The sequence below is a fragment of the Pedobacter sp. ASV28 genome (assembly GCF_016428855.1).
Classification (GTDB): domain Bacteria; phylum Bacteroidota; class Bacteroidia; order Sphingobacteriales; family Sphingobacteriaceae; genus Pedobacter.
On the sequence record NZ_JAELTN010000053.1, the window covers coordinates 1 to 17,524 of the forward strand.

The window sequence follows — 17,524 nt, forward strand, 5'->3', positions numbered from 1 at the left end:
CGTCGGCAGCGTCAGATGTGTATAAGAGACAGATACTACTTTTGTCCTACCAGAACTCAAAAGAAATGGCATAAGCCTAAATATTACAAATGCTGTAGTAAACGACACTTTAAAACTGAATTTAAGAGCAAAACAGCATGAAAAACTGAATTTAAGAGTTCATAATTTTAGGGAAAGTTTTTTGTACACCAAATTTGAGTTGCAGGTGGGTATGAGAAGCCTGAAAATTCCCCTCACGCAAGTGCCTAAAGGCTTGGCTACGTTAACCATTACCGATAGTTTAGATAGACCAATAACAGAACGTCTTTTTTTTGCCCACTATGACAATGCCGAAAAAATAAACATAACTACCGATAAGCCCGTTTATGGGATCCGAGAAAAGGTAGATCTTTCCTTAAAGTTGCAAGATTTTGATGAAACGACCGTAGTTTCGGTAGCCGTTGTGCAAGACAACAGGATTGATCAGGGTAAAATGAAAGATATTGAAAGCTATACCTATCTCAACAATGAGCTTAACAATATACCCATCAATACAAAAGGCAGCACTTATAAAGACAAAAAATACCTTGAACAATTGTTGCTCATTAAAGGTTGGAGACGCTATAACTGGCAGGAATTAGCAAATACTCAAACAGCCGATACCGCTAAGACACATCAAAATCTTCTTTTTTTGGGTGCTGTTACCAAGTCTAAAAAACCACTCACCAAATCAGTAGCTGTTGGTGCCATGGGCGATGATAGAATTAAGTTAGTTTCTACAGAGGAAAACGGAACCTTTGATTTTAACAACTCCGAACTTTATACTGCTTCCGGGAAAAAAATGTTCTTTTTCCTTAATAACAATACCGATCCCTCCTACAGGTTTACCGTGGCAAACCAATTGGTAGAAACCAGTGAAAGAATAGCTAAATTGCCACGTCTGGAAGAGAAACTTCCTACCTTAACCCTAGTAGATAATAGTGATTTATTTATCAAATCTACCGAAAAAGCCATTAGGCTAAAGGAAGTGGTTATTAGTGAAAAAGTGAAACCCAAAGGTGGTTTTGGTCCCAATTCCTGTGGCGATTATGTTTGCCCCTATGGCATTTTGAATTGCCAGAACCATTATGGCGACCCTAAAAATACACAACCTATAAAAGGAAAAACTTATAAATCAAATGGGCAGACCATGACCTATAATGGCTGTAATGTAAGTGATGAAAGCATTTTCTTTAAAACGGAAGGTATCCATATCCATAAAGAATTTTATGCCGATACTTATAAAGACCCCCTTGAACCTGCTTACTTTTCTACTATTTTCTGGAATTACTCCCTTATTCTGGACAAAGACAAACCTGCCAACCTAAGTTTCTATACCAGTGATATTGTAGGCAAATTTAGGGTAGTGGTGCAGGGGATCAGCCAAAACCAAGTGTTATATAGTGAAAAGTTTTTTGAGGTAAAAAGAAAGTAAATCCAGCTCGCTTTTATTTTCTTTTTATTTTTTCGATTAAGTTTACTCACCTTAAAATTCTATTTTCCATTTTAGCTGGGATAAAATTTCCTGGATTGAAAATTTTGCGGCGCATACAAACTCATCTGCTGCCCCATAATAGATTGTAAGTTCATCACCGTTTATAAGATGTCCGTTGGTGAAGACCACATGCCCAAAAAAGCCTCTCAGTTCGTAATCTTCTTGCGGCCTCATAATGGGTTCATCGGTCTGTGCCAGCACTTTTGAAGGTTCATTCAAATCCATCAAAAAGGCACCCAGACAATAATAATGGGTGCTGTTGGCACCATGATAGATTTCCAGCCATCCTTTTGAAGTTTTTATAGGGGCAGCTCCCGCCCCAACTCTTTTACTATCCCACTGATCTTTTCTTGTCTTTAGGATGCATTTATGATTTCCCCAATGTATTCCATCCGGAGATTCGGCCAACCATATGTAATTCCCTCCAAGTTCTACACTACTTGGTCTATGCAAAGCATAAAATTTACCCTTGATCCGCTCCTCAAAAATAGCACAATCTTTATTATGCGGTGGAATGATCATACCATGCCTTTGAAAATTCTTCCAATCTTTTGTGGTACGCAAACCTACCCCTACACCATCTGCAGAAACGGCAGTAAAGGTGAGGTAGTAAGTTCCATCCATAAGGGAAACCCTACAATCTTCTATACCAAAAGCTTCATCTTTTCCTTCGCCCTGCAAAAAGGAATATCCCTCTGGCTCATAAAAATGGATACCATCTTCACTACATAACAACCGTAAATGCGACAGTGTAGTAAGATAATCAGCGCCTTTGTAATTAATTACCCTAGGATCAACTGCTATAAGTTCTGGATCATTACTCTTAATTTCGATGATGTCAATTCCCGTTTCTTTTAGGATAGGAAACGATAAAATTCCCATCCGTTGTAACGGCCTTTCGGCCACTCGAACAATCAGCCATATTTTGCCATCGAAAGTAAAAACCCCCGGATTGAGCAGGCAGGTAATTTCCAAGCCCTCTCTACTGGGCATTAAATCTTTGGGACTTAACAAAGGATTTTCCGGAAAACGATTTGAAATAGCTAAGGTCATAATCTTTAAAAGGTAAGTATTGCAAGAAGGTAAACAAAAAGACCCTTGCTAATTAGCGAGGGTCTTTTTATCTAATTTGAAAATATAATTAAAGTGATTTGATCCATTTGACTAATTCATCTCTTCCTTTGCCTGTTTTTTGTTGTAGTCTACCTAACAACTCATCATCTTTTCCCTCTTCATGCTTCAGATCATCATCAGTTAAATCAGCATATGCCTGCTTAACTTTTCCCTTTATCTCATTCCATTTGCCTTTTAATTCTAATTTGTCCATAATCTATAGTTTTATTAATACTAACTGAATTTTAAAGAAAAACAACTTACCATCCATTATGTTTTTAAAAAAAGTAACTAACCTAAAATGAAATATTTACGGGACAAATGCTGAACTTAAATTACAAAACTCTATTTTTAAAAATGCGCAGGCTACTCCTTTTCATCATATTCTCACTGATATCTCTAAGAGGATTTAGTCAGGATGATATCGCTCAAAAAATAGCTTTCAATAATTTAGTAAGCCCTACAGCAAATCTTTTTGTACATTTTGACAAGAACATTTATTCTAACAATGAAACCATTTACTTCACTGCTTATATTTTAAAAACTGGAAAGTTTGATTTAAATGCTCATAAAATTTTAGCTATAGCTTTAATTAGAGATATAGATACCTCCGTAATTAAGGTCGATAAATTTCTAACGAAGGGTGGTTTGGCTTTTGGAAATATGATTATTCCAGATTCTGTGGTAACAGGAAATTACCAGTTATTAGCCTATACAGATAAACTGGTAAATGGTAAACCCGAATTGATTTTTAAGCAAGCCATTAAACTTAAAACAAATATAGAATTGCCTTTCAGAGCAAATATTAAACTTGTTGAAAAACCAGACCTTACCCACAAAGATAATAAGGTCCTAATTTCTGTGACTTCAAACGATTTCAAGTTTTTAGCTAAACCTGTTGCGGTTAATTATAAGTATGGAAATTTGGAAAAAAAAGCAAAAACAGATGCTTCTGGACAATTACTTCTAACCATCCCCAAGCAAGACAATTTGGTGGACCCGAACATCCATGTAAAACTAAAAATCCAAAAAGATAGTAGTTTTTTGAGTATGCCTTTACCTTCTGGTAGGATCAAAGCGAACGTAAAGTTCTTTCCTGAAAGCGGAAACCTAGTAAACAACATACCCTCAACAGTAGCCTGGGAAGTTACGGATTTACAAAAGAGGCCAATTGCATTAAGGGCTTTTTTATTGAAGAATAATTCTCCTATTGATACTATAGAAACCAACAGCTACGGTATTGGCAAGTTTAAAATACCTACTGAAGAAAATGCCGTTTACACGGTGAAATTATTGAACGATAATTTAGCAGATAGCATTTATACTCTACCTAAAGCCCTTAGCAGTGGTCTAGTAATTAATATTGACGATACTGTGGTAGAAGACACCTTAAGATTGTCGTTAAAAAACACTGGAAATCACAAAATTTTCATCCGCTTACACAATTTTAGAAATTGCTTTTTAGACATCCCATTTGATATGGGGAGCAATCTTAGAAAGCTGAAAATTCCCTTAACAAACATTCCAAAAGGGCTTAATGCCATAACAATTACCGATAGTTTAAATAGACCCTTGGCGGAGAGTTTATTTTTTGCTCATTACGATAATAAAGAAACCTTATCTATAAAAACTGACAAACCTATTTACCAACAGCGAGAAAAAGTAACATTAAAATTAACACCTAAAGAACTTCCTCAAAATGCTTTTGTATCCATTGCTGTTGTTCAAGAAAATAGGATCAGTTTAAAAAACACCAATGATATTGAGAATTATTTCTATGTCAAAACCGAATTGGAAAACGTATTACCTAATAGTAGAGGATTAATTTACAAAGACCGGGATTATTTTGAACAAGTTTTAAGGGTAAAGGGTTGGAGAAAATATACCTGGCAACAAATCTTAGATATTAAGCCTTCAGACACCGTAAAAACTATTGATAGTTTATCAATCACAGGGGTAGTTAGAAAGAATAAAAAGCTTCTTACTTCTCCTATAAATCTTGCCGCAACAGTAGATAGTCTATTTAGAACCTTCAACACTTCGCCACAAGGAAATTTCGATTTAAATAAACCTGAACTAATTACTGAATATGGGAAGAAAGTGTATTTATTTGTTAACGATGACAACAGAGAAAGATTTCATGTTCAAATCAAGGACACCTTTGATCAAATGAGTAAAAATTTAAGCAAAACAGAAGCTTCTATTGTCCAATTAGAACCTTTAATCCTTGCTGACAATTCTGACCTAGTATTGAAGAATAATGAAAGGGCTATACAATTAAAAGAAGTTACGATCAAAAGTGCCAATGATCGCAGTTTTTATTATTCAAGAGGTGCCAATGCCTGCGGCGACTACGTTTGTAAAAATGACATCTTAAATTGTATAAATCACTTCAACGACCCTCTAAATAGACAACCTGTGGCTGGAATGAACTATGGAGGAAGCGATGGACCTTATATGGAATGTAAATCTCATACAAAAGATAAGTCTTTTGTAGAGTTTTCAGGTATCCGCTATCATAAAGAATTCTATTTAAATAATTATAAAGATCCTTTAGAGCCTGCTTTTTTTTCTACAATCTACTGGAATTATGGGATAATTTTAGATTCTAAAAAAGAAACAGAATTAACTTTTCACACGAGCGATATCGTGGGAATATTTAAGGTAATTGTACAAGGGGTTACTAAAGAAGATGTGATTTATACCGAAACGAAATTTGAAGTAGAACAAAAAAGGCAAGTTAATTAAAACCTGCCTTCTCAATAATTTAAATAAAATTAGCCCTTAGTAGCTGCAATAATTTCATCTACCACACCTGGATCTAATAGCGTAGAAATATCACCAAGATTTGAAGTGTCACCTTCTGCAATCTTTCTTAAAATCCTGCGCATAATTTTACCAGATCTGGTTTTGGGCAGCCCAGAGACAAATAGAATTTTATCTGGTTTGGCTATAGCCCCGATCACCCTGGTCACGGTTTGTAGAATATCCTTTTTAGTCAGTTCCGCATCTTGGTGATGATTCGGATAAATGATAAAGGCGTAAATACCCTGTCCTTTCACATCGTGTGGATAGCCCACCACAGCACTTTCCACTACACCAGCATGCATATTGATGGCATTTTCTACTTCGGCAGTACCAATTCTATGGCCAGAAACATTTAGCACATCATCTACCCTTCCTGTAATCCTGTAATAACCGTCTTTATCACGTAGGCATCCATCTCCAGTAAAGTACATACCCGGATAAGTAGAAAAATAGGTTTGCTTACAACGTTCATGATCGCCATAAGTGGTACGTAGCATACCTGGCCATGGGAATTTGATGCATAGGTTACCGCTCACATCATTCCCTTCAATTTCATTACCGTTCTCATCTACCAAAATAGGCTGTATACCAGGAAGCGGCAGGGTGGCATAGCTCGGTTTGGTCTTGGTCACCGTAGCAATTGGCGATATCATGATACCTCCGGTCTCGGTCTGCCACCAAGTATCTACAATTGGCGCCTTTCCATGGCCAATTTTTTCGTCAAACCAATGCCAAGCCTCTTCGTTAATAGGCTCCCCTACCGAACCCAAAACCCTTATTGAACTCAGATCCTTACCTTTCAATGGCTCATCGCCAAAGCCCATCAGCGATCTGATGGCCGTAGGTGCTGTATATAAAATATTTACCTTATGTTTTTCTACAATATCCCAAAAACGTGATGGTGTTGGATAAGTAGGAACGCCCTCAAAAATCAGGGAAGTTGCGCCCTGCGACAGCGGTCCATAAACAATATAGGAATGGCCGGTGATCCAACCAATATCTGCTGTACAGAAATAAACTTCATTTGGCTGGTAATTAAACACATTACTAAATGTATAACCTGCATAAACCATGTATCCACCACAAGTATGTACCACTCCTTTAGGTTTACCAGTTGAACCAGAGGTATATAAAATGAACAACAAATCTTCCGCGTCCATTTCTTCTGGTTCGCAAACGGCATTCACATGTTTAACCTCATCTTCCCACCACACATCCCTGCCCTTTAACATACTTACCGGTGTTCTAACATGCGTTAAAACAATTACTTTCTCTACCGTAGGACAACCAATAAGCGCATCATCAATTACTTCTTTCAAGGGAATAGGTTTCGCTCCGCGATATACCCCATCGGCAGTAATGACCAATTTACATTTCGCATCATTAATTCTATCAGCAATGGATTTGGCAGAAAAGCCTCCAAACACTACAGAATGTACTGCACCGATACGAGCACAGGCCAGCACGGCAATGGCCAACTCGGGTACCATTGGCATATAGATACAGATCCTATCTCCCTTTTGAGCACCATTTCTTTTTAATACGTTGGCAAAACGACAAACGCGTTCATGCAACATTTTATAGGTAAGCGTTACACTTTCCTCATCTGGATTGTTTGGTTCCCAAATGATAGCTGGTTTATCAGCACTATGTTCCAAATGCCTATCCAAACAATTTTCCGTAATATTTAACTTGGCGCCTTCAAACCATTTGATCTCTGGTTCTTCAAAGTTCCATGAAAGTACTTTGTACCAAGGTTTCCTCCACTTAAAATTCTGGGCAACCTCGCCCCAAAATTGTTCCGGATTTTCTACACTTTTTTTATAGCTTTCTTCATACTGCTCAAAAGATGTAATCTGCATAGTATATTTATAATAGGTTATGGGTTTTGTTCTGTCGCTAAAAATAAGTAATTAAATACTATAAAAATATCAAAATCACATCAATTTTATTAACAGCTTACTAAAGAAGTTAACCATTCTTTTCAAGTTTCACAACCACACACCAATGCTCTTTATTAAAACAGCCCCCACATTTTGATCTGCAAGGGCCGTGTTCATCAATGGATTAAATGCTAGTAAAAATCTAAGGCCCTAATGAAACCCATCTCAAAAAAAGTATTGGTTTTCTTGCTGCTGAAACTAGAACTTAAAGCTCCGGCATCCTTCACTTCTCCAGAATACACAAATTTTGGATAAAAATTAAGGCATCTATATACCACTTGGTACAGGAAATAAAATTTTGAAATACAGATAGTTATAAGTATTTTTGTTATGAAAGATAGGGGTGCCAATGACCGTTTCCAGAAGTGCGCACTAGTCGAGAGCGAGAGGCACTGCCCGATTCTTTTACTCATGTATAAATTCTTGAAGTAACTTATTAAGTGACTTTCTACATCTTTCAGATTTTTCATTAAAGACCTTAAATTCTCCTTTTGTGAAATCTTTTACACTCATGCTATTTCTAAAATTTACTAATGAAAACTCTTTGGGTATCTTTTCATTCTTATTGTAACTAGTGTATACTGTATCATGAGCAAATTTGTTTCTTATATCTTTTATTTCTCTTAAAGAAGCGATAGTCTTTGAGCATTCTTGATCATATGTTTTGTAGTAGTGTTTTTTTAAGATTTGCTCCAATATAGCTATCTTACTGTCATAAGATGTTCTATCTAAAATTAACTCAATAAATTCCACCTGCCTATCCACTCTCATTTTAAAATACATAACTATGATTATGTCAATATCCTTCTCTATAATTGTACTGGTATGAATTATATGACCTCTATATTCTATGCTCCTATTTATTAGATTTTCTAATAGTTGTTTTCTTTGTTCCTCTATTGTTGACATTAATTTACTTTTTATTCTAATCTCAAAAAATATTTTCAAATAAATTAGTAAGTTATTGGGACAAAATGTATCTTTGTTGTTATAAACAAGGAGGCAATATGGCAACTCGATTCAAAAACCTAATCCAAGTACTAGATTTCTTTAAGGAAGAAAACACCTGTAAAGAGTATTTGGCTGCTATGAGGTGGGGTTCGGATCCTGCTTGCCCTCATTGTGGATCTATTGGTGCTTATGTAACAAACAGGGGGTATAAATGCAAATCAAAGGAATGTGCCAAGAAATTTACGGTAACTACCGGAACAGTATTCGAGAATACCAAGATTTCATTACGTTACTGGTTTGCAGCTATGTATTTATGTACTGCACACAAAAAAGGTATTTCTAGTTTACAGTTAAGCCGTGACCTTGATATTACCCAAAAAACAGCTTGGTTCTTATTGCACCGCATACGTGAAATGCTTAAACAGGACAGTTCTAAAAAGCTATCTGGCATTGTTGAAATAGATGAAACATATGTGGGTGGAAAGAATAAGAACCGCCACCAAAATAAAAAGGTGGAAGGCTCACAAGGCCGGTCGTCGGTAGATAAAAAGCCAGTACTTGGTATATTGCAACGTGAAGGGGGAATAAGAACATTTGTAGTTGACGAAACATCTTCTTCAACATTGACTAACATTATGGTAGAAAATGTCGAAGCCGGATCAGATGTAATTACTGATAGCTATAATTCCTATAATTCGCTTTCCAAATCATTCGAGCATACCAAAATCAAGCACATGGAAGGGAATTACATAACTATTGGAGATAGGCATACCAATTCGATAGAAGGTTTCTGGTCACATCTAAAAAGGGGAATTGTTGGGATATACCATTACGTAAGTCCAAAGCACCTACATAGATATTGTGACGAGTTCGCATTCAGATACAATACACGCAAAGTTGAAGATATTATTCGTTTTGACGATGCAATTAGATTGTGTGACAATAAACGTTTGAGATATTCTGATTTAATTTCATAGTTTAGATTAAACCTAAACCAAATTAAATATGGAACAATTTAATATCTCAGGACCAAATACATTTACAGCTATCTTAAATATGTTGGTAGAATTAAATGTTAGAACTATGGCTATAACAGAAATGATAGCTGAAAACTCAAGCAACGGGAGAACCTATGAAGAGAATATTAATGAGATGAAGTCTTATTTCTCGGAGGCAAAAAAGATATACCTTGAGAATTTATACGTGCAACTGGGCGATTTAAACCTAGGAAACACTTTAGGCGGTAAATGAACTTTTTCATAAAGTAAATATACTAAATAATTGTAACATGTATGTTGCATTAATAAAAAAATTGATAACGTTAGATTTGCAAAAGAAAATGGCAAAAGAAAAAAAGAAGAAGCCGCCTAAAGAACGTGCGGATAAATATGAAGAAAAGGTAAAGTTTGAAGGAACGTTGGAGGAGATGATACAAATAGGTATTAATACCCAGGTTCCAAAGAAGGATACTGATAAATAGAGATATAAATTTACGGATATCCGTAAATTAAATTCTTGTACTAGGTTTAATATTGCTGCTCAGAAATACCACATCAAGCTACCTGCAATTATTAAGACTGATGGTGCACCAGTAATGGCGTAGCTATGTCTTTTTGCAGGTAGCGGGAGTGGTATCCCTTGAGCGGCGAAAGACTAAAAGTTACGCCAATTTTTTTTAAACTCTAAAATACCACAACAATGAAGAAAACGTTTTTAACTTTGTGTATGCTATATTGCATTTCTGCATACGCACAGACCGTTAAGCCGCCTGTAATAGGGACAACAATCAGACAAAGCCCATATAGGTTATTTGTTGATGCAGCTTTTATCAATGAATTTAATAGCGGAGAAAAAGTGCTATTAACCGGTGTTGAAGATGAATATTTCAAATCTATGGATAGCTTAGGAAGAAAGATATTGATATTGAAATCTGACTTTGTACGTCCAGATAGTTTGTTAAAGTTCTTTGCTGAAGAATTAGTCCTTATAGAGAAAATAAAAAAGGAAAAAGAAGAAGCAGTTAGGGCGAAGGAAAAAGAAGCTTATGATAACGCAAAGGCGCATATAAACAAGTATGGATCAAATATTGATAAATATTGTTTTATGTATAAAAAACTTATGATAGGAATGAGTAAATTGGTTTTTGGATGGGTAAAACAAGAGAAGCCTATTACTATCAACTATACAGAGACAGAATACGGAAGGGATGAACAATGGGTATATCCAAATTACGTTTATTATTATTTTTCAAAAGGAAAGCTAACAGCTATACAATCTAGTGAATAAATTAAGCCAACATATTGTTGGATTTTTTGTATTTTTGATTTGTCCCAAGTCGTATATAGCTACCAAAATTAATGTACCAATTAAAGGTATGGTCCTTTCTCCACTGAAAAGCAAACCCTTGAATGGCTTTGCTTTTCTGATCGAACTGTACAAAACCATATTCTGGATCTAGTATAGCGAAACCACCCACATCATAAGGGGATATTTTTTCACTGATCAGCCCTATGGAAATATGACTTCTTTTATAATCACTATCGTGATTGGTAGTAAACCTCAGCCCGTATTCAAGCTTACCATAACTGATTACAGCATTTCCTTTTCCTGCCTCTTCCGCATCATGACTTTTATGGGAGAACTGCCGCATCCCCCCGCCGTACTCAAAATAGAGCTTTGCCCATTTTGCACCAGCGTATAACCTAGCACCATAATTCAATGGCGAGAACTGATAACCGTCGAAAATTGGGCTAAAGCCCAGCTTAGGATTTAAATAGGCATAGCCACCATAGTTCTCATTATCAATTCCCACTTTCCAAAAGGCCTCAATATTAAAAGTAAAAGGGTGTGCAGCTGTAATCTGTTTGGTATTTTGGGTTTTCCCGCCTACCATCGTAGTTTTATCGCTTGCATACAAGATAGGCATAGTGGCCAAAGAATAGCCGAAATCAAGCCCCATGTGAAACTTGCGTTTTTTCTCATCTTCAGGTTTGAGTACAAACATAGGATCTACCCTACCCATTCCATCATAGATCCATCCGCCCACAATAGTCATCAAACCTACACTTGCCGCAAACGAAGCCGCATCCTGCACTTTCTGCTCTTCTGCTTTTTTGTTTTTCCAGCTATCATATTCTTTTTGTTTTTCTGCCAATTCTGCAGCTTCGGCCGCTTTTCTGCGCTCTTCCTGTGCCTTTCCCTCTGCTTCTAGCTGTTGTGCTTGCTGTTGTTTGGACAAGGCTAAGTTTTCCGCATCAACCGTATTACTTTTAGCACCTTGTACCTTTTCAGTTGAACTGGAAGCCTTTTCTGTTTTGGCTGCAGTTGTTTTCTTCTCGTTGGAACCCGAAGCTTCTTTAGTTGTAGAAACAGTGCCAACTGCAGCCCCTGTCTTAGCCACCTGTTTTTTATTAGCTGCTTCTTTGGCCAATTTATCCTTTTCTAATTTCTCCTTTTCAAGCTTTGCTTTTTCTAACTTTTCTTTTTCCTGCCTAGCCTTTTCATCGGCTAATTTCTTTTTATTGGCCAGATCATCCTCTTTTTTCTTTTCCTCTGCAGCTTTTTTCTCTGTCAAATTTTCAACGCTAGAAATGGTATATGAAATATTTTTCAAATAAGTATAGCTGTCTTCAAATTTAGAAGCACACTCTTTCGCCTTACCTTTTAAATCGCTGGTCAGCACATAATGCACCCAATCGCTTTTTGGCGTAAACTCTCCATTGGGAGCCAAGTACACAACTTTATTTATGCCCAATTTAAACCTACGTTCGCCTACGCAAGCATAATTTGCAGTAATATCTACGACTATATTATACTCTTGATTGGTATTGTTCTTAACATAGTAAAAGAATTCCTCGTCTGCAGTAAGCGTAGAGAAATAACTTTCCAGCGAAAGGGTAAACCTTGGATCAACCTGTCTAACCTGCACCTTTTTCCTTTGTGCATTTGCCGTTAGTGAAAACATCAGCAACAAAAATAAGTAGTTTCGCAACTTGGCACGAAAGAGGTACTTGCACATACTTGTGCAAACACCCGTAGTAGAATTCATCATAATTATAGTTAAAGTGGTTTATGGCCAGAAACTATTTCAGATTGATTTTCTGATTGTTTCTTGCTGGCCACAAATCTAGCCTACAACACAATGCCAGTAAATACTCAATTATGAGTATTTTAGCCTTAGCAGGGCATTTTAGTACCTGTTTAAAAAGCATTGAAGCTTTGATGTAGCATATTCAACAGAATAAATAATTAGACGTTAATGATTTAAAATGATTCGACTTCTAAAATATTTTCGAAACATACTTGATGAATACAAAAATTATTCAGATATTTGCACACTCTTAAAAAAATTAAGCGACGAATAACAAATAACAAAATAAAGTCATGTCAAGAGTTTGTGATTTAACAGGAAAAACAGCGATGAAGGGACATAACGTTTCTCACTCAAACGTTAAAACTAAGCGCAAGTTTTATCCTAACCTACAACTTCAGAAGTTTTATATTCCTGAAGAAGATCGTTGGATAACACTAAAAGTATCTACTTCAGCTATTAAAACCATCAATAAAATTGGTGTTTCTGAGGCGATTAATCGTTTCATGAAAAAAGGATATTTGTAAAAAACATTTGCTGATTTTATCGGCATAAATAAATAATAAAATGGCAAAAAAAGGTAACAGAGTTCAAGTTATTTTAGAGTGTACAGAGCACAAAACCAGCGGTATGCCTGGTATGTCTAGATATATTTCTACAAAGAACCGTAAAAACACTACTGAGCGTTTAGAGTTGAAAAAATACAACCCGGTTTTAAAGAAAGTAACCGTACACAAAGAGATAAAATAATTGAATGTTAGATTGACTGAAGGGTAGAATTATTTAATTCAATCGTTTTAGCATCCGCTCACTCAATCATTAAATTTTAACAACATGGCAAAGAAAGTAGTTGCAACCCTTAAAACAGGTACAGGTAAAGAATATTCAAAAGTTATTACAATGACCAAGTCGCCAAAAACTGGTGCTTATTCATTCAAAGAGACTATCGTTCATAACGATCACGTTAAAGATGCTCTTGCTGGCAATAGCAAGTAATTCTTATCAAGAATAGCTTAAGAGCCGTTCCGTACTTAACGGAAGGGCTTTTTTTATTTTAACAAAATTTTATGGGTTTATTCGATTTTTTCAAAAAAAAAGAAACCGCACCTGAAGCTCAGGAAGCTTTAGATAAAGGTTTGGAAAAAACCAAGGAAGGTTTCTTCAGCAAAATTACCAAAGCAGTAGCTGGCAAATCAACAGTTGATGATGATGTACTCGACAATCTGGAAGAAGTATTGGTCACTTCCGATGTTGGGGTAAGCACCACGCTGAAGATTATTGAACGTATTGAAGCAAGGGTAGCAAAGGACAAATACCTGTCTACTTCTGAATTAAACCATTTGCTAAGGGACGAAATCCAGCTGTTACTGGCCGAAAACAACAGCAACGACTTTCGCAATTTCGAATATGGCGATCACAAACCTTATGTAATTATGGTAGTGGGTGTTAATGGTGTAGGCAAAACCACCACCATTGGCAAACTGGCACATAAACTCAAAAAAGAAAACCTAAATGTTGTGTTAGGCGCAGCCGATACTTTCCGTGCCGCTGCCGTTGACCAGATTAAACTTTGGGGAGAAAGAGTAGGGGTAAGGGTAGTGGCCCAGGCTATGGGTTCTGACCCCGCTTCTGTTGCTTATGACACCCTACAATCTGCCGTTGCCAACAAAGAAGACGTCGTAATTATTGATACCGCTGGACGTTTACATAATAAAGTTGGCCTGATGAACGAGTTGGGCAAAATCAAAAATGTAATGCAGAAAGTAGTACCTAATGCCCCCCACGAAATTTTGCTGGTATTGGACGGCTCTACCGGACAAAATGCATTTGAACAATGCAAACAATTCACCGAAGCCACTGACGTTAATGCATTAGCCATTACAAAGTTGGATGGAACAGCTAAAGGAGGTGTAGTAATTGGTATTTCAGATCAATTTAAAATCCCTGTAAAATATATTGGTGTGGGCGAAAAAATGGACGATTTGCAATTGTTCGACAAAAAAGAGTTTGTGAATTCGCTATTTAAATAAAATATGATTACAAAAAATAAAACTACAGTAAAGGCTGCTCAACCTAAAATTAATGTAATTACGCTAGGTTGTTCTAAAAATACTTACGATTCGGAAGTGTTAATGGGACAGTTGAAAGGGAATAATCTTAACGTAGAGCACGAATCGAATAAGTTGGGGAAAGATGATATTGTGGTGATAAATACATGTGGTTTTATAGATAATGCCAAACAAGAATCTATTGATACCATTTTACAATACAGCCAGCTCAAAGATGAAGGAAAAGTAGGGAAAGTAATTGTTACCGGCTGCCTTTCTGAGCGTTATAAGCCAGATTTAGAAGCAGAAATTACCAATGTTGACGCCTATTTTGGCACCAACGACCTCCAAAATATACTCCATACGCTAGGTGCCAATTACAAACATGAACTCATTGGCGAACGCTTGTTAACCACACCTTCGCACTTTGCCTATTTCAAAATTGCAGAGGGATGCAATAGGCCCTGCTCTTTTTGCGCTATCCCTTTAATGCGGGGCAAACATGTTTCTAGAGACATGAATGAACTCGTTAAGGAGGCAAAAATACTAGCAGCCAATGGTACCAAGGAATTGATCCTAATTGCACAAGACTTGACGTATTATGGATTGGATATCTATGGGAAGAGAAATTTGGATGAACTTTTGCGTCGATTATCTGATGTAAAGGGCATAGAATGGATCAGGTTGCAATACGCCTATCCTTCTGGTTTCCCTATAGAAATTTTAGAGGCCATGAACGAACGTGAGAATATTTGCAAATACCTCGATATGCCACTACAGCATATTACAGATAACATGCTGAAATCTATGCGTCGCGGCATTACCAAGCAAAAAACCATCGATATTGTAAATGAAATCAGGGCTAAAGTTCCAAATATAGCCATGCGTACTACACTGATCTGTGGATATCCGGGCGAAACTGAACAGGATTTTGAAGAAATGTACCAGTGGGTGGCCGATACTCGTTTCGACCGTTTAGGCTGCTTCACTTATTCTCACGAAGAAAAAACCCATGCTTATAATTTGGTTGATAACGTTCCTGATGAAATTAAGCAAGAACGCGTAGAGGCCATTATGGAGTTACAACAAGGTATTTCTTACGAAATCAACCAGGAAAAAGTAGGCAAAACCTACAAAGTATTGGTAGACAGAAAAGAGGGCGATTTCTTTATTGGCCGTACCGAATTTGATTCTCCAGAAGTGGATAATGAAGTGCTAATTGATGCCAATTCTGGCTATGCGGCCATTGGCAGCTTTGTACAGGTGAAAGTAGACAGGGCAGAAGATTTTGACCTATATGGACAAATTGTAAAATAAAATGTCAGGTCGATTATGTTTGGCAAATTAATTTAATTTCGTAAAACATGAAGGCTAAATACATCTCCTATAAAGATACCCACTCATTTTCTAAACTGGTTTTAGATTATGTTAATGATGTTGATTTCCTAAAACCCTTCTACAGTTTTAGACCCGACATAGAAGGTTTAAAAAAAGCTGTAAATGAACGAAATTTTACGGGAAACAGAACTGCACTCGTAGAAGTTCTTAGGCAACAATACCACGATATAAAGATACATAAGGCGGTAAGTCACCATATTGACTTACTGCTTAACGAAAACACATTTACGGTTACAACAGGCCACCAGCTTAACCTATTTACCGGTCCCCTCTATTTTATATATAAAATAGTGACCACCATTAACCTGGCTTTGGAGCTAAAGATTGCCTATCCAGAAAAAAATTTCGTTCCAGTTTATTGGATGGCCACGGAAGATCATGACTTTGAAGAAATCAACCATGTTAATGTTGATGAAAAAAACATCAGTTGGATACAACAGACCAATGGCGCTACGGGCAGATTGAGTACCAAAACGGTCGAGGCTGCAGTTAGATCCTATAAAGCCTATTTAGGCATTAGCAAAAACGGTAAAAAATTGGCCAAATTGGTTGAAAAAGCCTATCTGGAAAATGAGAACCTGGCTGATGCTACACGTATGCTGGTCAATAGTTTATTTGAGCAATATGGTCTTGTGATTATCAATGCCGACGAGCCTAAACTAAAAAAAGAATTTATCAGCATTATCAAAAGTGATATTGTAGCACAAAACAGTGCCCGTTTGACAGAAAAAACCAGTGCCATACTGGAAGAAAAAGGCTACAAATCACAGGTGAATGGAAGAGATATTAATTTCTTTTACCTAAAAGATAACTTACGAGAAAGGATTATCAAAGAGGGTGAGCTATATATGGTTAACCATACTGACCTTGCATTTACCGAAAATCATCTGTTAACCGAAATTGAAAATCATCCGGAAAGATTCAGTCCGAATGTGATTATGAGACCCCTCTACCAAGAAGTAATCTTGCCTAATATTGCTTATATAGGTGGAGGGGCAGAAGTGTCTTATTGGATGCAGCTAAAGGCAAATTTCGACTTTTATAAAATCGATTTCCCCGTGTTGCTACTCAGAAATTCAGCGCTGGTCATTGATAAAAGAAGTTTTGATAACCTGAATAGCCTTGGTTTCCATTTTGAAGATATTTTTCTGTCTACCAACGAGCTTCAAAATCAATGGATAAAACATAATTCTAATGCCAACTTAAGTTTGACCGACGAAATTTCGGCCATTAAAGCGGCATTTGATAAAATTAAACTGAATACATTCAAAATTGATAAAACCTTAGAGTTTTCGGCCAATAGTGCAGAGAAAAGAACGGAAAAACTCTTGATCAATTTGGAAAAAAAACTGATTAGGGCCGAAAAGAGAAAGCATCAAGTTTCCTTAACACAAATAGATAACATGAAGAAACGATTATTTCCAAGCGGCACACTTCAGGAACGGGTGTTAAACATTGCGCCCATGTATATCAATTATGGAGACGACTTCATTTCTAGTTTAATTGAGAATTTTGAACCCTTGGGCGGTGATTTTACTTTGATCTTACCTTAATTCCGAAAAGACTGATATTCAGAAGATATTACGACTTAACAAAGAGCAGGAGGCAAATTTTATGTTAACCGATTAACCAGTTCAACAATTTAGACCCTTAACAAAAT

The 17,524-nt window shown here is 36.6% G+C and carries 17 protein-coding genes; 12 read left to right on the forward strand and 5 right to left on the reverse strand.

What is annotated here, in order from left to right; translation table 11 throughout:
• The first annotated feature begins 181 nt into the window (after positions 1-181).
• Positions 182-1,453, forward strand: a complete 1,272-nt coding sequence (locus tag JHD79_RS17145) for a hypothetical protein (RefSeq protein ID WP_199120528.1) — start codon at positions 182-184, stop codon at positions 1,451-1,453.
• A 51-nt stretch (positions 1,454-1,504) separates the two neighbouring features.
• Here the strand turns inward: JHD79_RS17145 and JHD79_RS17150 are convergent, their stop codons facing one another.
• Positions 1,505-2,566 (reverse strand): glycoside hydrolase family 130 protein, encoded by a 1,062-nt coding sequence (locus JHD79_RS17150; protein WP_199120529.1) that lies wholly within the window; start codon positions 2,564-2,566, stop codon positions 1,505-1,507.
• A gap of 88 nt (positions 2,567-2,654) precedes the next feature.
• A complete protein-coding gene (locus JHD79_RS17155) occupies positions 2,655-2,840 on the reverse strand; it encodes a CsbD family protein (RefSeq protein ID WP_199120530.1) in 186 nt (61 codons plus the stop codon).
• Between the two features lie 143 nt (positions 2,841-2,983).
• Here JHD79_RS17155 and JHD79_RS17160 point away from each other — a divergent pair, with 143 nt between their 5' ends.
• Positions 2,984-5,374: a hypothetical protein gene (locus JHD79_RS17160; protein ID WP_199120531.1), complete on the forward strand. Its 2,391-nt coding sequence runs from the start codon at positions 2,984-2,986 to the stop codon at positions 5,372-5,374.
• A 29-nt stretch (positions 5,375-5,403) separates the two neighbouring features.
• On the opposite strand, the gene acs is transcribed toward JHD79_RS17160, so the two are convergent.
• On the reverse strand, positions 5,404-7,296 hold the full coding sequence (gene acs, locus JHD79_RS17165; RefSeq protein WP_199120532.1) for an acetate--CoA ligase: 1,893 nt from the start codon (positions 7,294-7,296) through the stop codon (positions 5,404-5,406).
• Between the two features lie 486 nt (positions 7,297-7,782).
• Positions 7,783-8,286: a hypothetical protein gene (locus JHD79_RS17170; protein WP_199120533.1), complete on the reverse strand. Its 504-nt coding sequence runs from the start codon at positions 8,284-8,286 to the stop codon at positions 7,783-7,785.
• 98 nt (positions 8,287-8,384) lie between these two features.
• On the opposite strand from JHD79_RS17170, the gene JHD79_RS17175 reads away from it, so the two are divergent.
• The 4 genes from JHD79_RS17175 (at position 8,385) to JHD79_RS17190 (ending at position 10,614) form a co-directional block, all read left to right on the forward strand.
• Positions 8,385-9,305, forward strand: a complete 921-nt coding sequence (locus JHD79_RS17175; protein ID WP_199120534.1) for an IS1595 family transposase — start codon at positions 8,385-8,387, stop codon at positions 9,303-9,305.
• A gap of 28 nt (positions 9,306-9,333) precedes the next feature.
• Positions 9,334-9,579: a hypothetical protein gene (locus JHD79_RS17180; protein WP_199120535.1), complete on the forward strand. Its 246-nt coding sequence runs from the start codon at positions 9,334-9,336 to the stop codon at positions 9,577-9,579.
• A gap of 37 nt (positions 9,580-9,616) precedes the next feature.
• On the forward strand, positions 9,617-9,808 hold the full coding sequence (locus JHD79_RS17185) for a hypothetical protein (RefSeq protein ID WP_199120536.1): 192 nt from the start codon (positions 9,617-9,619) through the stop codon (positions 9,806-9,808).
• Between the two features lie 218 nt (positions 9,809-10,026).
• Positions 10,027-10,614, forward strand: coding sequence for a hypothetical protein (locus JHD79_RS17190; protein ID WP_199120537.1), 588 nt, complete (start codon positions 10,027-10,029; stop codon positions 10,612-10,614).
• 1 nt (position 10,615) lies between these two features.
• Here the strand turns inward: JHD79_RS17190 and JHD79_RS17195 are convergent, their stop codons facing one another.
• The gene (locus tag JHD79_RS17195; RefSeq protein ID WP_199120538.1) at positions 10,616-12,379 is read right to left on the reverse strand and encodes a hypothetical protein; all 1,764 of its coding nucleotides are present in this window, start codon (positions 12,377-12,379) and stop codon (positions 10,616-10,618) included.
• A gap of 332 nt (positions 12,380-12,711) precedes the next feature.
• On the opposite strand from JHD79_RS17195, the gene rpmB reads away from it, so the two are divergent.
• The 6 genes from rpmB to bshC all read left to right on the forward strand — a co-directional run bounded on the left by rpmB (position 12,712) and on the right by bshC (position 17,417).
• Positions 12,712-12,945 carry a 50S ribosomal protein L28 gene (rpmB, locus tag JHD79_RS17200; protein WP_097132999.1) on the forward strand — a complete coding sequence of 78 codons (234 nt, stop codon included), beginning with the start codon at positions 12,712-12,714 and terminating at the stop codon, positions 12,943-12,945.
• A gap of 40 nt (positions 12,946-12,985) precedes the next feature.
• Entirely contained in the window at positions 12,986-13,168 is a 183-nt protein-coding gene (gene rpmG, locus JHD79_RS17205) for a 50S ribosomal protein L33 (protein ID WP_107216618.1), read from the forward strand.
• Positions 13,169-13,252: 84 nt separating this feature from the next.
• Positions 13,253-13,414: a DUF4295 domain-containing protein gene (locus tag JHD79_RS17210; protein WP_199120539.1), complete on the forward strand. Its 162-nt coding sequence runs from the start codon at positions 13,253-13,255 to the stop codon at positions 13,412-13,414.
• A gap of 71 nt (positions 13,415-13,485) precedes the next feature.
• Positions 13,486-14,448, forward strand: coding sequence for a signal recognition particle-docking protein FtsY (ftsY, locus tag JHD79_RS17215; protein ID WP_199120540.1), 963 nt, complete (start codon positions 13,486-13,488; stop codon positions 14,446-14,448).
• A gap of 3 nt (positions 14,449-14,451) precedes the next feature.
• On the forward strand, positions 14,452-15,783 hold the full coding sequence (gene rimO, locus JHD79_RS17220) for a 30S ribosomal protein S12 methylthiotransferase RimO (protein WP_199120541.1): 1,332 nt from the start codon (positions 14,452-14,454) through the stop codon (positions 15,781-15,783).
• A gap of 47 nt (positions 15,784-15,830) precedes the next feature.
• Positions 15,831-17,417 (forward strand): bacillithiol biosynthesis cysteine-adding enzyme BshC, encoded by a 1,587-nt coding sequence (gene bshC / locus JHD79_RS17225; RefSeq protein ID WP_199120542.1) that lies wholly within the window; start codon positions 15,831-15,833, stop codon positions 17,415-17,417.
• Positions 17,418-17,524 lie beyond the last annotated feature (107 nt).

Excerpts from the sequence above, each read along its gene's own strand:
- JHD79_RS17185 (WP_199120536.1), top strand. The coding sequence starts at position 9,617 with ATGTATGTTGCATTAATAAAAAAATTGATAACGTTAGATTTGCAAAAG.
- JHD79_RS17180 (WP_199120535.1), top strand. The coding sequence starts at position 9,334 with ATGGAACAATTTAATATCTCAGGACCAAATACATTTACAGCTATCTTA.
- rimO (WP_199120541.1), top strand. The coding sequence starts at position 14,452 with ATGATTACAAAAAATAAAACTACAGTAAAGGCTGCTCAACCTAAAATT.
- JHD79_RS17160 (WP_199120531.1), top strand. The coding sequence starts at position 2,984 with ATGCGCAGGCTACTCCTTTTCATCATATTCTCACTGATATCTCTAAGA.
- JHD79_RS17155 (WP_199120530.1), bottom strand. The coding sequence starts at position 2,840 with ATGGACAAATTAGAATTAAAAGGCAAATGGAATGAGATAAAGGGAAAA.
- JHD79_RS17150 (WP_199120529.1), bottom strand. The coding sequence starts at position 2,566 with ATGACCTTAGCTATTTCAAATCGTTTTCCGGAAAATCCTTTGTTAAGT.
- rpmG (WP_107216618.1), top strand. The coding sequence starts at position 12,986 with ATGGCAAAAAAAGGTAACAGAGTTCAAGTTATTTTAGAGTGTACAGAG.
- acs (WP_199120532.1), bottom strand. The coding sequence starts at position 7,296 with ATGCAGATTACATCTTTTGAGCAGTATGAAGAAAGCTATAAAAAAAGT.
- rpmB (WP_097132999.1), top strand. The coding sequence starts at position 12,712 with ATGTCAAGAGTTTGTGATTTAACAGGAAAAACAGCGATGAAGGGACAT.
- ftsY (WP_199120540.1), top strand. The coding sequence starts at position 13,486 with ATGGGTTTATTCGATTTTTTCAAAAAAAAAGAAACCGCACCTGAAGCT.
- JHD79_RS17195 (WP_199120538.1), bottom strand. The coding sequence starts at position 12,379 with ATGATGAATTCTACTACGGGTGTTTGCACAAGTATGTGCAAGTACCTC.
- JHD79_RS17190 (WP_199120537.1), top strand. The coding sequence starts at position 10,027 with ATGAAGAAAACGTTTTTAACTTTGTGTATGCTATATTGCATTTCTGCA.
- JHD79_RS17210 (WP_199120539.1), top strand. The coding sequence starts at position 13,253 with ATGGCAAAGAAAGTAGTTGCAACCCTTAAAACAGGTACAGGTAAAGAA.
- bshC (WP_199120542.1), top strand. The coding sequence starts at position 15,831 with ATGAAGGCTAAATACATCTCCTATAAAGATACCCACTCATTTTCTAAA.
- JHD79_RS17175 (WP_199120534.1), top strand. The coding sequence starts at position 8,385 with ATGGCAACTCGATTCAAAAACCTAATCCAAGTACTAGATTTCTTTAAG.
- JHD79_RS17170 (WP_199120533.1), bottom strand. The coding sequence starts at position 8,286 with ATGTCAACAATAGAGGAACAAAGAAAACAACTATTAGAAAATCTAATA.